Annotated in this window: 13 protein-coding genes; 8 read left to right on the top strand and 5 right to left on the bottom strand. The window is 68.0% G+C overall.

Features of this window, described 5'->3' with window-relative positions:
• Positions 1 to 9: 9 nt before the first annotated feature.
• Together EL337_RS06180 and EL337_RS06175 are read right to left on the bottom strand one after the other, a co-directional pair.
• Positions 10 to 1,185 (bottom strand): diguanylate cyclase domain-containing protein, encoded by a 1,176-nt coding sequence (locus tag EL337_RS06180; protein WP_048630168.1) that lies wholly within the window; start codon positions 1,183 to 1,185, stop codon positions 10 to 12.
• Positions 1,186 to 1,298: 113 nt separating this feature from the next.
• Complete coding sequence (locus EL337_RS06175) at positions 1,299 to 2,165, bottom strand: MaoC family dehydratase (RefSeq protein WP_048630167.1); 867 nt, start codon at positions 2,163 to 2,165, stop codon at positions 1,299 to 1,301.
• A 55-nt stretch (positions 2,166 to 2,220) separates the two neighbouring features.
• Between EL337_RS06175 and EL337_RS06170 the strand changes: the two genes are divergently transcribed.
• Both EL337_RS06170 and EL337_RS06165 read left to right on the top strand, forming a co-directional pair.
• Entirely contained in the window at positions 2,221 to 4,218 is a 1,998-nt protein-coding gene (locus tag EL337_RS06170) for an SDR family oxidoreductase (RefSeq protein ID WP_197724185.1), read from the top strand.
• A gap of 53 nt (positions 4,219 to 4,271) precedes the next feature.
• Positions 4,272 to 5,255, top strand: coding sequence for a nucleoside hydrolase (locus EL337_RS06165; RefSeq protein WP_232786711.1), 984 nt, complete (start codon positions 4,272 to 4,274; stop codon positions 5,253 to 5,255).
• On the opposite strand, the gene EL337_RS06160 is transcribed toward EL337_RS06165, so the two are convergent.
• Together EL337_RS06160 and EL337_RS06155 are read right to left on the bottom strand one after the other, a co-directional pair.
• Entirely contained in the window at positions 5,246 to 6,829 is a 1,584-nt protein-coding gene (locus tag EL337_RS06160; RefSeq protein WP_048630835.1) for a DNA polymerase Y family protein, read from the bottom strand. The genes EL337_RS06165 and EL337_RS06160 overlap by 10 nt on opposite strands.
• A 4-nt stretch (positions 6,830 to 6,833) precedes the next feature.
• Positions 6,834 to 7,541 (bottom strand): DnaE2-dependent mutagenesis accessory factor ImuA', encoded by a 708-nt coding sequence (locus tag EL337_RS06155; RefSeq protein WP_048630165.1) that lies wholly within the window; start codon positions 7,539 to 7,541, stop codon positions 6,834 to 6,836.
• Between the two features lie 185 nt (positions 7,542 to 7,726).
• Between EL337_RS06155 and EL337_RS06150 the strand changes: the two genes are divergently transcribed.
• Genes EL337_RS06150 through EL337_RS06125 form a run of 6 tightly spaced genes read left to right on the top strand, consistent with a single transcriptional unit; the run spans position 7,727 to position 13,403 of the window.
• Positions 7,727 to 8,695, top strand: a complete 969-nt coding sequence (locus tag EL337_RS06150; RefSeq protein WP_048630834.1) for an alpha/beta hydrolase — start codon at positions 7,727 to 7,729, stop codon at positions 8,693 to 8,695.
• 2 nt (positions 8,696 to 8,697) lie between these two features.
• Positions 8,698 to 9,525: an SDR family NAD(P)-dependent oxidoreductase gene (locus tag EL337_RS06145; protein WP_126316504.1), complete on the top strand. Its 828-nt coding sequence runs from the start codon at positions 8,698 to 8,700 to the stop codon at positions 9,523 to 9,525.
• A gap of 9 nt (positions 9,526 to 9,534) precedes the next feature.
• Entirely contained in the window at positions 9,535 to 10,455 is a 921-nt protein-coding gene (locus tag EL337_RS06140) for a hypothetical protein (RefSeq protein WP_048630163.1), read from the top strand.
• 3 nt (positions 10,456 to 10,458) lie between these two features.
• Positions 10,459 to 11,961, top strand: coding sequence for a flavin-containing monooxygenase (locus EL337_RS06135; RefSeq protein ID WP_048630162.1), 1,503 nt, complete (start codon positions 10,459 to 10,461; stop codon positions 11,959 to 11,961).
• A 1-nt stretch (position 11,962) separates the two neighbouring features.
• Positions 11,963 to 12,829: a MerR family transcriptional regulator gene (locus EL337_RS06130; protein ID WP_048630161.1), complete on the top strand. Its 867-nt coding sequence runs from the start codon at positions 11,963 to 11,965 to the stop codon at positions 12,827 to 12,829.
• A gap of 13 nt (positions 12,830 to 12,842) precedes the next feature.
• Positions 12,843 to 13,403 carry a TenA family protein gene (locus EL337_RS06125; RefSeq protein WP_048630160.1) on the top strand — a complete coding sequence of 187 codons (561 nt, stop codon included), beginning with the start codon at positions 12,843 to 12,845 and terminating at the stop codon, positions 13,401 to 13,403.
• A gap of 16 nt (positions 13,404 to 13,419) precedes the next feature.
• Here EL337_RS06125 and EL337_RS06120 read toward each other — a convergent pair whose 3' ends face one another.
• Positions 13,420 to 14,406 (bottom strand): alpha/beta hydrolase, encoded by a 987-nt coding sequence (locus EL337_RS06120; protein WP_048630159.1) that lies wholly within the window; start codon positions 14,404 to 14,406, stop codon positions 13,420 to 13,422.
• Positions 14,407 to 14,472: the final 66 nt, after the last annotated feature.

Raw genomic sequence — 14,472 nt, 5'->3', positions numbered from 1 at the left:
GTTCGACAGTCAGGCGGTTCGGTCGGCGTCCGGCCAGTCGTCGCCCGGGCCGCCCACGGTGTCGTGGCCGTCCTCGTCGAGATTGGGCCGCAGGACGTAACGCACCTGGTTGCCGCCGGTCATCCTGGCCTGTTCGATCGCCTGCGTGGCGACGCTGATCAACTTGTCGAGAACCTCGTCAGGCGGCTCGGCGGCCAGCGGGGGCAGCGGCGTGACCACCACGCCGATGCTTGCCGTCAACCGCTGCGGGGTGGCGACGATGGCGCCGCGGATACGCTCCACCAAAGGTGAGGCGTCGGCGGTGGTGAAGGTGTCGGCGATGAGGAAGTCGTCTTCGGAGACGTGGGCGACGATCGCGTTGTGCCGGACGGTCTCGCGCAGTGCCTGCCCGACCGTCACGCGCGCCCGGTTCCCGCCACGCGAGCCGGACAGGCCGAGCAGCAGCGAGAAGCTGTCGATGTTGACGGCGACGACGACCAGGTACTGGTCCGCGCTGCGACTGCGCGAGGCCAGCAACGTCGCGACCGAGCGGTAGAACGCGTCACGGTGCAGCAGGCCGGTGAGCTGTTCGATGTCGTCGTGGCCGGCGTTGGGCTGCAGCAGCTTGATCACCGCGCGGCAGGAGAACGCCACGAACGCGTTGACCAGCACCACGACCGTCAGCGCACAGACCGCCACCGCGAGGTCGGTGGACGCCAACCGCGCGAACAGCACTCCGAGTACCACCGCCGCGATCACCCAGATGAGTGCCAGCAGCCGGACGGAGTGGAAGCACACCACGAACACCGTCAGCACCACGTACATCACCGCACCGAGGAACGCGATGATCGGACCAGAGATGACCAGGCAGGACACCCCCACCGCGACGGCGCCGAAGACGGCGCAGAACACGGACTGGCCGCGGGACGGCCACTGGTCACGCAGCCACAGGGCGGCCATCGCGAGCGACGCGACCGCGATGACGATCGCGGCGATCCGCATGCTCAGCCCCTGAGGACCGAGCCGACTGGTCATCAGGCCGACGGGAAGCAGACCCAACATCGCGATACACAGCGCCACCAGCCGGGATGCGGCGGTCTGCAGTCCGCGCGCGGCGAGGATCGCGGTGAACCAGTAGTACTGATCGACCCGCCACAGCCCAGGATTGATCCGGGCAGCGGAGGAACTCCGCAAACCGTCGAACATCGGCCCACCCCTGTCGCAACCGCCCAGGTCCAGATCAACTACCCCCGCGCTCAGCGAAGGCTACCAGGCCAGCAAACATTTTCCCAGACGTAAAATTTGCCGCGCATCCCCAGTCACGCGGTGTACTCGACCTCGCCGTCCTCTAGAACCGGTCGGGCACCGGAGCCGTCGGTGGCGGCGGCTTCGGTGCGGAACACCGCGCTGCCCGATTCTAGGCGCCAGATCGAGGTCGTCAGGGTATCTCCGGGATATACCGGCGACGTGAACCGCGCCGCGACAGCGGTGATCTTGGTGGCGTCACCGCCGCCGAGTTCGGCGACGAGTGCCCGTCCGGCGACCCCGTAGGTGCACAGTCCATGCAGGATCGGTTTCTCGAATCCGGCAAGTTGAGCAAACCACGGATCGCTGTGGAGCGGATTGCGGTCACCGGAGAGCCGGTAGATCAGGGCCTGGTCTTCCCGGGTGGACAACGCGACGCTGGCGTCGGGTGCACGGTCGGGGATCGCGGCCCCCGCGGGCCGTTGCCCCGGCTGGCCGCCGAACCCGCCTTCGCCCCGGATCACCAGGGTTGTGAGCGTCTCGGCGACGGGCGCTCCGGTGTCCGGATCGCTACCGGTGGCCTTGAGCATGACCACCGCGTTCTTGCCCTCACCCTTGTCCTGGATATCGGCCACTTCGCTGACCACGCTGAGTGTGCCCGCGGGCGGTAGCGGAGCGAACAGCCGGATGCTTTGGGACCCATGCAGGAGCTTGCTGAAATTGAACGACCCGATCTTCGCGGCGGCGGCGAACGGCGAGCATGCGATCACCGCGTACGTCGGCAGCACCTGCTGATCGACCTCGTGGCTGTTCTCGGTGGTGAAGGCAAGATCACCGGTGCCCGCGCCGACACCGAGCGCGTAGAGCAACGTGTCGCGGTCAGTCCAGGTGAACGTCTTCGGCGGCGTAGTGACACCTATGGCGGTGGGATCGATCGGCATGAGCTGACATTAGTCGGCATTGACTCCGGCCCGAGGGCAGGTGACCATGTCCCGCATGCGCTATGTCGTTACCGGCGGTACCGGGTTCATCGGCAGCCGTCTCGTCGCCCGATTGCTCACCCTGCCCGACACCTCCGCCGTGCACGTGCTGGTGCGCCATGGCTCGCTCGACCGGTTCGAGCACCTCGCCCGCGACTGGGACGATCGAGCCCAGCCGTTGGTCGGCGACCTCACCGCACCCGGTCTGGGGCTGCACGACTCGTCCGTCGCCGAACTCGGCTCGATCGACCACGTCGTGCACTGTGCGGCGATCTATGACATCACTGCACCGGAGGAGCGTCAGCGCGCCGCCAACGTCGACGGCACCCGGGCGGTCATCACACTGACGCAGCGCCTCGACGCGACGCTGCACCACATGTCGTCGATCGCGGTCGCCGGCACCCACCCCGGGGTGTTCACCGAGGACGACCTCGACGTCGGGCAGGATCTCCCCACCCCGTATCACCAGACCAAGTTCGAGGCGGAACTGCTGGTCCGCGCGGCCGAAGGCATGCGATACCGGATCTACCGGCCCGCGGTGGTGGTGGGAGACTCCCGCACCGGCGAGATCGACAAGATCGACGGGCCCTACTACTTCTTCGGCATCCTGGCCGCCCTGGCACGACTCCCCCGGTTCACCCCGATGATGCTGCCCGACACCGGACGCACCAACATCGTGCCGGTGGACTTCGTGGCCGACGCCGTCGTCGCACTGATGCACCTCGATGGGCGTGACGGCCAGACCTTCCACCTGACCGCCCCGAAAACCATCGGCCTGCGCGGCATCTACCGCGGAGTCGCGGCGACCGCAGGCCTGCCGCCGCTGGTCGGATCGCTGCCCCGCGGGGCTGCCACGCCGCTGCTGCGGGCGACGGGACGCGCCAAGGTGTTGCGCAACATGGCCGCCGTCCAGCTGGGCATTCCCGGCGAGATTCTCGACGTCGTCGAGTTGGCTCCCACCCTGACCGCCGATCACACCGCGGAAGCGTTGCGTGACACCGGAATACGCGTGCCCGAGTTCTCGTCCTATGCGCCCCGGCTGTGGCGGTACTGGGCCGAGCACCTCGATACCGGCCGGGCGCGGCGCGACGACCCCACGGGGCCGTTGGTCGGCAAGCACGTCATCATCACCGGCGCCTCCAGCGGGATCGGTCGGGCCTCGGCGATCGCGGTGGCCGCGCGGGGCGCGACGGTGTTCGCCCTGGCGCGCAACGCCGAAGCGCTCGACGACCTGATCGCCGAGATCCGCGAGGACGGCGGTGACGCGCATGCGTTCACCTGTGACGTCACCGACTCGGCGGCAGTGGAGCAGACGATCACAGACATCCTGGAACGCTTCGGGCGCGTCGACTACCTGGTGAACAACGCCGGTCGGTCGATCCGCCGCTCGGTCGTGGCATCCACCGACCGGCTGCACGACTACGAACGGGTGATGGCCGTCAACTACTTCGGCCCGGTGCGCATGGTCCTGGCGCTGCTCCCCCACTGGCGCGAACGCCGATTCGGGCATGTCGTGAATGTGTCCAGCGCCGGAGTCCAGGCCAACAGCCCGAAGTACAGCGCCTACATCCCCAGCAAGGCCGCTCTCGACGCCTTCTCCGAAGTTGTTGGCACCGAGACGCTTTCGGATCACATCACGTTCACCAACATCCACATGCCGTTGGTCGAGACACCGATGATCGCACCGTCACGTAGGCTCAACCCGATGCCGCCGATCACCGCCGAACACGCCGCTGCCATGGTGGTCCGCGGCCTGGTGGACAAGCCTGCCCGCATCGACACCCCCGTCGGCACGCTGGCCGACCTGGGGATGTATTTCACGCCGAAACTGTCCCGCCGGGTGCTGCACCAGCTGTATCTGGGCTATCCGGACTCAGCCGCGGCACGCGGGATCACCGAGCAGCGACCCGAGCCGGTGCGGCGCCCCCGGCGTCCGGCAAGGCCGGTGTCGTCGCTGCGCGTGCCCGGCCAGGTCAAGCGCGCCGTGCGCCTGGTTCCCGGCGTGCACTGGTGAGCGGCGCACGCCAACCGGTGTTCGTCGACGTCGACACCGGCGTAGACGACGCGATGGCGCTGGCGTATCTGTTCGGCAGCCCGGACGCCGAACTTGTCGGGATCGCCTCGACCGCGGGAAATGTTGGCGTACATGATGTTTGCCGCAACAACCTGGCACTGCTGGAGTTGTGCGGGATCACCGGCGTTCCGGTCTCGATGGGCGCGGAAGTTCCCCTGGTGGAGCCGCTGCGCACGGCGGAGGACACGCACGGGCCACAGGGGCTCGGATACGCCCGCTTGCCGGATCCGACGGCAGGTCTGACGGACCACGACGCCGCGGAAGCGTGGGTGCGTGCCGCGCACGCACATCCCGGCGAACTGATCGGGGTCGCGACCGGCCCGCTCACCAACCTGGCGCTGGCGCTGCGCGCCGAGCCCGCCCTGCCGCGGCTGTTGCGGCGGTTGGTGATCATGGGCGGGGCGTTCGACTACCGGGGCAACACCACACCGGTGGCCGAGTGGAACACCAGCGTCGACCCGGAATCGGCGGCCGAAGTGTTCGCCGCATGGAGCGACTCGGACGCCGAGCACCTGCCGTTCGTACTGGGGCTCAACCTCACCGAGAACGTGGCGATGACGCCGGACTTGCTGGGCCGGCTCGCAGAGGCGGCCGGTTCATCGTCGACGCCGATGTCGGTTGCCGACGAACGCGGCACTCCCTCGACCGCATCCAACCCGCTGATCCGGGTGTTGGAGGACGCGATGCGGTTCTATTTCGAGTTTCACCACGACCAGGGCGAGGGTTACCTGGCCCACCTCCACGATCCGCTGGCCGCCGCGGTCGCTCTGGACACCGCGCTGGTGCGGTACCGGGCAGCGCCGGTGGACGTCGAGCTGACCGGGACGCTGACCCGCGGCATGACCATTGCCGACTGGAGCAGGCGGTGGGGACGGGAACCCAACGCGCTCATCGGTGTCGAGGTCGATCCTGCGGCATTCTTCGAGAGGTTCATCGCGACGGTCGGCGCGTTCGCCCAGCAGTTGCCTCACTCATAGACCCCCTCGAGGTACCACCGTCGTTGCCGGAAGCACAGCAACAACGCCTGCGGCTGGTCCCTGGCCTGGTCACCGCCGATCAACACCTGCACCCGCGCTGTCTTTCCGATCTTCGATTGCGTGGGATCCCACCATCGTTCGTCGACCGGCCACGGACCCGCCCACCACCTCAACCGGCCGGAACGCCCAGGAGCCTGCAGCCGGGACGGATCAGCGGAGAACAGCCCGCGACTGGTGACCCGCACCGGGTTGCCCTCGGCGTCGAACAGTTCCACCGGGTCGTCGAGCAGCACGGTCGGCGAGGGCTCCGGCAGCCGTCCCGGCCATGGTTGGTTCGGATCTGCCTGCGGCACAAGCTCATCGCCCAAAGGGGTGAAGGTGATCCGCTCGGCCGGACCACGGCCGCCGCTGAGCACCGGCACCTTGACGGCGTCGGGACCCAGAAGCCCCTGCACCCGCACCAACGCCCGACGTGCCCGCAGCCTGTCCTCTTCACCCACGCCACCCCACAGCGGCAGTTGCAAGGCTTCGGCCGAGACCACCTCGACGGGCCGCAGCCTCAATTCGGTGATCGGCGCCCCCGGCCGCTGGTCGGGGTTGCGCCGATTCAGCCAGCCGTCCAGCTGCCAGCGCACCCGGTCGGCGGTGGCGTCCTCGGTCAGCGGTTCGGCGCACCGCCAGACCCGCTCCAGCTCTTGCCCATTGGCTGTCACCGCGTGGATGGCGAGCCGGGTGCAGCCCACCCCGGCGGCCGCCAAGCTGCGGTGCAGCACGCCGGCCAGCGACCGTCCCGCAAAGGCCGCCGCGTCCACCCGGTCCACGGGCGGGTCGCAGTCCATCACCGCGTCGAGCTCGACATCGGGTTCCGGCCCTGAGGGGCCGCGGGCAGATTCCCCACGCGCGATGCGGTGCGCGGCGACGGCGTCGGCTCCGAATCGGGACGCGACATCGCTGCGGGACAGCTCGGCGAACTGACCGACCTTCCGGATGCCCATGCGCCACAGCAGATCTACCAGATCTTCTCGGGTGGCGGGCGCCAGGCTCGGTTCGGTGGCGAGTTGCCGGATGGACAGCCCCGACAGAAATGCCGCGTCCTGGCCGGCGTCGATGATCCGGCCCACCCGGGCGGCGAAGACAGCTGTGGGCAGCTGATCGGCGATTCCGACCTGACATTCGGCGCCGGCTGCGGCCACCGTGTCGACCAGCCGCTCCGCTGTGTTCTGCTCGGAACCGAAATACCGTGCTGCGCCGCGAACCGACAGCGCCAGCAGCCCGGGTCGCAGCACCTCCGCCCGCGGCACCAGATCGTCCACCGCGGCCGTCACGTTCTCGAAGTAGCGGGCGTCCCGGGCGGGGTCGGCGGCGGCGACGTGCAACTCCGGACAGCGGGCCTGCGACTCCCGCCGCCTCAGCCCCCGGCGCACCCCCACGGCGCGCGCAGCAGCCGAACATGCGATGACCCGATTGGCCAGGGTGACCGCGACCGGGACCGTCGGGGGCAGGTCGGCTGCCGCCGCGGCAGCGACGGCGGGCCAGTCCATGCACCACAGCGCCAGAACCCTGGACTGCGCCATGTCCTCATCCACCCACGGCGCGCGCTGGATGGCCGATCGCACGACCGCGGGCCCGCATGGCCAGCCGCACCCGGCTGATCCGGCCGCATCCAGGAGTGGGCGTCCCGTCCCGACCGCCCGCGATCTCATACCCGCTGACATGGGCGTGTAGCCGGGCGGAGGCACCCTGCCAGTCACCGTCGGTGACGAGCAGCGTGCACCCCCGCTGCCGGGCACGGGCCACCACCGCCCTGGCGCGGGTCGCCGGGACCGTCCGGCCGCCCAGACCGAGGACCACCAGATCCATTCCGTCCATCAGGACCGCAGCCACCTCCACCGGATCGGCTCCCGGTTCGGGGATGACCGCGATCCTGCTCAGGTCGGCGCCCATCTCCGCCGCCGCCAGCAGCCCCACGTCGGGCTGGCCGATGATCGCCACGTGACCGCCCTCGGCCGTCACCGCCGCAACCATGCTCAGTTGCAGCGATCGGGCACCGGAAATCACTGCCACAGTTCCGCGCGGCAACGAATCAGGAAGCACTTCAGCCAGCGAATCGGGCACCGGCAGCAAAGAATCTGGAGTGCCGGAAAGCGTGGCGTGCCCGGGCGTCGGAGCGACGGCCCGTCGGCTGCCGCCCACCTTGCTGGAGACCGACGCCATCTGCCGGCGGAGCTGTTCTACCTGCTCAGCACGGGTTACGGGACACCGGTCCAGGCTCTTGGGCGACGTCACAACAGCACCTTCCACACCATCCGACCCATCCGTTGTTCGAAACTTTGTTCGATGCCGCCAGTAAACACCTGCCCACCGACAAGCGTCAACAGGACCAACGCTGACACCGCCGAATAGTGACATTGACAAATGTCATCATTGAGAGTTGTATCCGTCAGGTGCTCAATGAAGAGTTGGTGGCGCAGATGCCCGACCGTGGATCCTGGCGTTCTCGCAGCGCCGCCTACGTCAGCAGCCTGACGCTGCGCCAGATCAGCAGCGTCCTCCCGCCCGATCAGGCGTGGGGGCTGTGGACATCCCGGCAGATCGTCGCCCGCATCATGGACACCTGCGGCCCGTCACTCGCCGGCGCCGAAGCCGTCCGCGTCGACACCACCACCTCCGCCGGGCGCCGCGTCGTCGGCGAATGGGTCTGGGGCGCAGACGTACCCCGCGACGCCGGCACCCAGGCCATCTACTTCGTGCACGGCAGCGGGTATGCACTGTGCTCCCCCCGCACCCACCGCCGTCTCACGGCGTGGTTGTCCCGGCTGACCGGCCTGCCCGTCTTCAGCGTCGACTACCGCCTCGCGCCGCGGTACCGGTTCCCCACCGCCGCAGACGATGTCCGGAACGGCTGGGACTGGCTCACCGAGATATGCGGCATCGCACCCGAACAGATCGTGATCGCCGGCGATTCGGCCGGCGGCCACCTCGCCCTGGACCTGCTGCTGCACCCCGACGTCCGCCATCCGGCCGGACTTGTCCTGATGTCTCCACTGGTGGACCTGACGTTCGGCCTGGCGCGGACTCGCGAACGGGATCGTCCCGACCCCGCGATCCGTTCCCGTGACGCCGCGCGACTCGTGCAGATGTACTGCACCGGAATCGAATCCGGGCATCCCCGGCTCAGGCTCGACGTGGCGGGCGGACGGCCACTGCCGTCGACACTGATCCAGGCAGGCGGAGCCGAGATGCTCGCCGCCGACGCCATCGCGCTCGCCGGAGATCTCCGCACCACGGGCACGCCGTGCACCCTGCAGATCTGGCCCGACCAGGTGCACGTCTTCCAGGCGCTGCCACGGATCGCCCCCGAGGCCGTGCCCGCGATGCGCGAGATCGCCACGTTCATCGACAACTCGCTGCGCGAGAACAGCATCGGACAGGTCGGCTGACCATGGGGCTCTTCGGGAAGAAACGCAGCCATGGCGCCGACGCGGTGATCACCGGTGCCGGCAGCGGCATCGGTGCCGCGTTCGCCGCGGAACTGTCCCGTCGCGGCGGGCGGGTGGTGTGCAGCGACATCGATCTCGCATCGGCCACCGCAACGGCCGAGACGATCCTCGCCAACGGCGGCCGGGCACTACCGCTGCGCTGCGACGTCTCCGACATCGACGAGGTGTATCGCCTTGCCGACGAAGCACAGTCGTGGCTCGGCGGGCCGCCCACCCTGGTGATCAACAACGCCGGCGTCGGCGCGGGCGGAGCAGTCATCGGTGAAAGCGCACTCGCCGACTGGAAATGGGTGCTCGACATCAACCTGTGGGGCCCGATTCACGGCTGCCACGTCTTCGCGCCCATTCTGCGCGAGGCCGACCGGCCCGCAGGCATCATCAACGTCGCATCCGCGGCGGCGTTCGGCGCCGCACCCGGCATGGCCGCCTACAACGTCAGCAAGGCCGGCACGCTGTCGCTGTCGGAAACCCTGGCCGCCGAGCTGGCAGGTACCGGCATCAACGTCACGGTGCTGTGCCCGACGTTCGTCAAGACCGGAATCGTCGGCGCAGGACGGATCTCGGACCACTCGACCCAGCTCGCCGATCAGCTGATGCGCTGGATCGGCTTCTCCCCCGAGCGCGTCGCCCGCACCTGCCTGGACACCCTCGACCGCGGCGGGCTCTACTGCATGCCGCAGCCCGAAGCTCGGATCGGCTGGGGCATCAAACGTTTCACCCCGACGGTGTACACCCGCGCCGCCGGTCTGGCCACCCGCGTCACCACCTAGGAGAGTTCGATGGCGATCGACATGGATTCAATGCTGGCGAAGATCAAGGATCGGCAGTGGGCGCTGGCCGACATCGACTGGGATGCCCCGGGCGCGGAGATGATCACCGACGAGATGCGCCCCAAGCTCAAGGCGTTCATGGCCGACCTGTGCTGGATCGAGAACGTGGGAGCGCGGGGGTTCGCCGCGCTGGCCAAGAAGGCGCCGACGCCGACGCTCGCCGAGATCTACCGCTACTTCCATGCCGAGGAGCAACGCCACGCCAATGCCGAACTGGCGCTGATGAAGCGGTGGGGCATGCTCGACGACGGAGAGATGCCGGAGCCGAACGTCAACATCCGGCTGGCGATCGACTGGCTGGACACCTACGCCGACGACATGTCGCTGTCGATCCTGGGCACCGTCATCCCGATGCTCGAAGTGGCCCTGGACGGCGCGCTGCTGAAGTTCCTGCTCGAAGAGGTGCACGACCCGGTCTGCCACCAGGTCTTCGAGAAGATCAACAATGACGAATCCCGGCACATCGCCGTCGATTTCGAAGTGCTGAACATGATCGGTCAGGCCGACGCCCGCCGCCTGCTCGTGCAGTTCGTCGGCAACATCGCATCGCCCGGGCTGATCATCGGCGCGATCATGTACATCCCGCTGCTGAACCGGATGCGCAACAACATCGTCGATATGGGCCTGCAGCCCGAGAAGCTCTACAACGCGATGATGCGGTTCAAGACACTCGGCGAACGCAGCGAGAGCACGTGGCGGGTGCCGACCTACCAGATCCTCAAGCTCCACGCGCGCATGGTGGTCAAACCCAACAACCCGTACCACTGGCTGGCCAACCCGATGGTGTGGGCATCCGACTACTACCCGAAGGCACTCTTGAAGCCGATCCCGAGCTGGTTCAAAGAGCTGACCCATGAGCCGGCGGCCTGAGACATGGCCTCGTCGAAGACCATTCACGACGTACTGATCGTCGGCGCCGGGTTCACCGGGCTGGGCACCGCCGTCAAGCTCAGACAGGCCGGGGTCGACGACATCGTCATCGTCGAGCGCGCCGACCACGTCGGCGGCACCTGGCGCGACAACACCTATCCCGGCGTCGCCTGCGACATCCCGTCGCTGCTGTACTCGTTCTCGTTCGTCAAGAACCCGTCGTGGTCGCGGGCCTACCCGTCGGGTGCCGAGATCCGGGACCATATCGACGGCATGGCCGACCAGCACGGCCTACGCCCGCTGATCAGATTCAACACCGAGGTCACCGGCCTGAGCTTCGACGAGCAGGCCGGGGTGTGGACCGTGACCACCAAGGGGCGCAAGCGTTTCCAGGCCCGCGCCGTCGTACTCGCGTCGGGTCCGCTCGCCGATCACACGCTGCCCGACATCCGCGGCATCGACACCTACCGGGGACACAAGATCCACAGTGCGTCCTGGGATCACGACTACGACTTCGCGGGCAAGCGCGTCGCCGTCATCGGCACCGGAGCCAGTGCCGTGCAGATCGTTCCCGAACTGGTCAAGACGGCCGAATTCGTGAAGGTGTTCCAACGCACCCCCGGCTGGGTGCTGCCGCGCCTGGACATCCCGATGCCCACCGCCGTGCAGAACCTGTTCGCCAGAGTTCCTGCCACCCAGGAGATCGTCCGCCAAGCCCTGTTCTGGGGACACGAAGCCAGCGCGACGGCGCTGGTGTGGAACTCCCCGCTGTCCGCGCTCGTCGCCCGACTCGGGCGGGCCCACCTACGACAACAGGTCAAAGACCCGTGGATGCGCCGCCAGCTCACCCCCGACTTCACGCCCGGTTGTAAACGCATGCTGATCTCCAGCGACTACTACCCCGCGCTGCAGCGCGACAACTGCAAACTGATCGACTGGCCGATCGCCACCCTCAGCCCGGTGGGCATCCGCACCAGCGACGGCGTCGAACACCACCTGGACGCGATCGTCTTCGCCACCGGTTACGACGTCCACCTGTCGGGGCCACCGTTCCCCGTCACCGGTCTGGGCGGCCGGTCGCTGCAGCAGGAGTGGTCCGGCCACGCCGAGGCGTACAAGAGTGCCAGCGCGCACGGGTACCCGAACCTGTTCTTCATGACCGGGCCGAACTCGGGGCCGGGACACAACTCGCTGCTGGTGTATGTCGAGGGGCAGATCGACTACGCCGTTGCCGGGATCACGACGATCCTGAACCAGAACCTGCGCTATCTCGACGTCCGCGCCGACGTCCAGCGCCGCTACAACGAGCGGATTCAGCAGCGTCTGACGAAGACGACGTGGATGTCCGGATGCAACAGCTGGTACTTGACCGCCGACGGGTTCAACGCCTCGATGTACCCGGGGTTCGCCACGCAGTATCTTCGTCAGATGAGGGAGTTCGCACTTCACGACTATGAGGCCCCGGCGCGCGATGCACGCCGGAGCGTCGCCGCCTCGACGGCCTGAGATGTCGGGACCCATCCCCACGATCCTGCGCCGGCTCCGACGAGGCTCCCGCGACGTCATCGAGAACGCGGTGTCGCAGTTGTTCGATGCGGCGGTGCAGCCGCACGGGGTGGCCGAATCCGGGGAGTACCGCATCGACGAGCTGGCCCGGCTGGCCGGGACGACGACGCGCAACATCCGGGTGTACCGCGACCGCGGACTGCTGCACCCACCACTGAGGGTGGGACGCATCGCCCTCTTCAACGACACGCACCTGACCCGGTTGCGGCTCATCACGTCCATGCTCGACCGTGGCTACAACATCGCCCACGTCAACGAGATGCTCTCGGCATGGGAGCAGGGCAAGGACCTCGGAGACATGCTCGGTCTCGAGTCGGCGATCGCGGGCAGCTGGGCCACCGAGAAACCGCAGCGGATGCCGCTGTCGCAGGCCCGCCGCCTGATCGACGACCGCGCCGCGTTCGACCGGTTGGTCCGCCTCGGCATCATCCGCCTCGAGGATGACGAGCACGCCACGATCGTGCGCCCCACCCTGGTCGAGGCGTTCACCGAGATCGGCAGGCACGGGGTGGCGCTCGACAAGCTGATCGACGTCCACGAAGAAGTGGCCCCCCTGCTCGATCAGATCAGCGCGATCCTGGTGCAGGCCGGGCTCGACGAGGTGCTCGACAAGATCAACCCCGGTGCGCCCATGCCGGATGATGTGGAAGTCGCCGGGCTGATAACGACGTTGGTGCGGTTCCGGACCCAGGCCGTCGCGGCCGTCGGCGCGACGCTGGCGTTCTCGATCGAGGCGGCCGTCGAATCGGTGGTCGCACAACTGCTCGGCGACCTGATCACCAAGAGTGACGAAGCCGCCGGCGAGTAACTACTCTTTGCGGGTGCTTAACGACCTGTGGACCGCCGCCACCCGACACCCCTTCCTCGTCGCCGTGCGCGACGGCACCATCGCCGACCGGGATTTCGATCGGTGGCTGGTACAGGACGCAGTGTTCGTCCGTGACCTGCTCACGTTTCAGGCGCGACTGCTGGCCCGTTCCCAGCGGCCCGCGCAATCAACGCTCGCCGCCGGATGTGCGGCGCTGGTGTCCGAACTGGACTGGTTCGACGAGCTGGCCGCGATCCGCGGCATCGACATGGATCAGCCACCGCTGCCTGCGACGCTCGCCTACCGGGAACTGCTGGAGGAACTCGACGGCGCGCCGTATGAATCCGCGATCACCGCGCTGTGGGTCATCGAGCAGGTGTACCTGCTGTCGTGGACCACGGCGGCGTCCGACTCCTCGCCGTTCCGGGAGTTCGTGGAGCACTGGACCGATCCCGGGTTCGCGAGCTACGTCAACGCGCTCGAGGAGTTGGCCACCCCGGCGGGCAACGACGCCGTGATCGCCGACGTGCTCACGCGCGAGACCGCATTCTGGGACATGGCACTGACCGGCTGAACGGCTGCGCGGGCTACTAGGCCAGGGCCGGCCCGATCGTCGCGTTCCAGGACTCCTGCATCTCCGATTCGAACAGGCCCCACGTGTGGGAGCCGTCGGGGCGGACAACGTAGGTGACCGGAACGCCCGCGGCCGCAGCCCGATCGGCGAAGACCCGGGTGCTGTCGGCGACGATGCGCTCGATGAATCCGCCGGTGATGTTCGGTCCGAAGTTCGGGGGCAACCGGTCGACGGCACCGGGATTGCCCGACGGGGACGCGGCGACATACACCGCGACACCGCGCAACTTCTCGACATTCTTGGACGGGTCATGGGCCACCCAGAGCGGCCCGCCCTGCGGTCCCCACATCGCGTCGGCGTTCGCGCCGCCGCTCGACAAGGTGAGTGCGACCTGCCCGGCATTGTCTGCGGGAGTGAGGAATCCGCTGTAGGACCCGACACCCTGATCGAGACCCGGCACCTGGACGGCGTAATCGAGGGCGGTGCCGCCGGTGCTGGACAGACCACCGACGCCGTTCTTGCCGCTGGTGTTGTATTCCTCGTCGATCAGCGGAGGCAGCTCCTGGGTCATGTAAGTCTGGTACTGCCTGCTGGGATCGGCGATCCAGTTCGTGTACCAACTGAATTGGCCGCCCAGCGGCGACACCACGTTGACGTTCTTGTCGGCGAAGAAGCCCTGGATGTCGGTCGTGCCGAACCAGCTCTTCCCGCCCGGCGCGATGCCACCGCCCGCGATGTCGTCGCCGCCATCGATGCCGGGCAGCAGGTAGAACGTCGGTGCACCCGGATTCGCCGCCTTGTACACGTCGTTGACGACGACCTTGTTCATCGACGGTGAGAAGACCGAGACCTTGTCCCAGCGGTCATTGACATGCTCGATCCCGGTGATGTGCGCGCCCGGCGGCTGAGCAGAGGCGACCGGGACCACCGATACGGCCAGAACGCCCATCACCGTCGCCAATGCGACAGCACGTCCGGCACCTCGGCGCAGCAGGCTGATCATCGGCCGAGTATCTATTCAAGATCAATTTTCGGCAAGGATTTCCGCAAATCCCCCGCAGCGCAGTGT

This window comes from Mycolicibacterium aurum, assembly GCF_900637195.1.
In the GTDB taxonomy this organism is placed as follows: domain Bacteria; phylum Actinomycetota; class Actinomycetes; order Mycobacteriales; family Mycobacteriaceae; genus Mycobacterium; species Mycobacterium aurum.
This window is presented reverse-complemented; position numbering and strand designations above follow the sequence as displayed.

Bases quoted from the DNA above. Each gene is read 5' to 3' on its own strand.
- EL337_RS06180 (WP_048630168.1), bottom strand. From the start codon at position 1,185: ATGTTCGACGGTTTGCGGAGTTCCTCCGCTGCCCGGATCAATCCTGGG.
- EL337_RS06175 (WP_048630167.1), bottom strand. From the start codon at position 2,165: ATGCCGATCGATCCCACCGCCATAGGTGTCACTACGCCGCCGAAGACG.
- EL337_RS06170 (WP_197724185.1), top strand. From the start codon at position 2,221: ATGCGCTATGTCGTTACCGGCGGTACCGGGTTCATCGGCAGCCGTCTC.
- EL337_RS06165 (WP_232786711.1), top strand. From the start codon at position 4,272: ATGGCGCTGGCGTATCTGTTCGGCAGCCCGGACGCCGAACTTGTCGGG.
- EL337_RS06160 (WP_048630835.1), bottom strand. From the start codon at position 6,829: ATGGCGCAGTCCAGGGTTCTGGCGCTGTGGTGCATGGACTGGCCCGCC.
- EL337_RS06150 (WP_048630834.1), top strand. From the start codon at position 7,727: ATGCCCGACCGTGGATCCTGGCGTTCTCGCAGCGCCGCCTACGTCAGC.
- EL337_RS06145 (WP_126316504.1), top strand. From the start codon at position 8,698: ATGGGGCTCTTCGGGAAGAAACGCAGCCATGGCGCCGACGCGGTGATC.
- EL337_RS06140 (WP_048630163.1), top strand. From the start codon at position 9,535: ATGGCGATCGACATGGATTCAATGCTGGCGAAGATCAAGGATCGGCAG.
- EL337_RS06135 (WP_048630162.1), top strand. From the start codon at position 10,459: ATGGCCTCGTCGAAGACCATTCACGACGTACTGATCGTCGGCGCCGGG.
- EL337_RS06130 (WP_048630161.1), top strand. From the start codon at position 11,963: ATGTCGGGACCCATCCCCACGATCCTGCGCCGGCTCCGACGAGGCTCC.
- EL337_RS06120 (WP_048630159.1), bottom strand. From the start codon at position 14,406: ATGATCAGCCTGCTGCGCCGAGGTGCCGGACGTGCTGTCGCATTGGCG.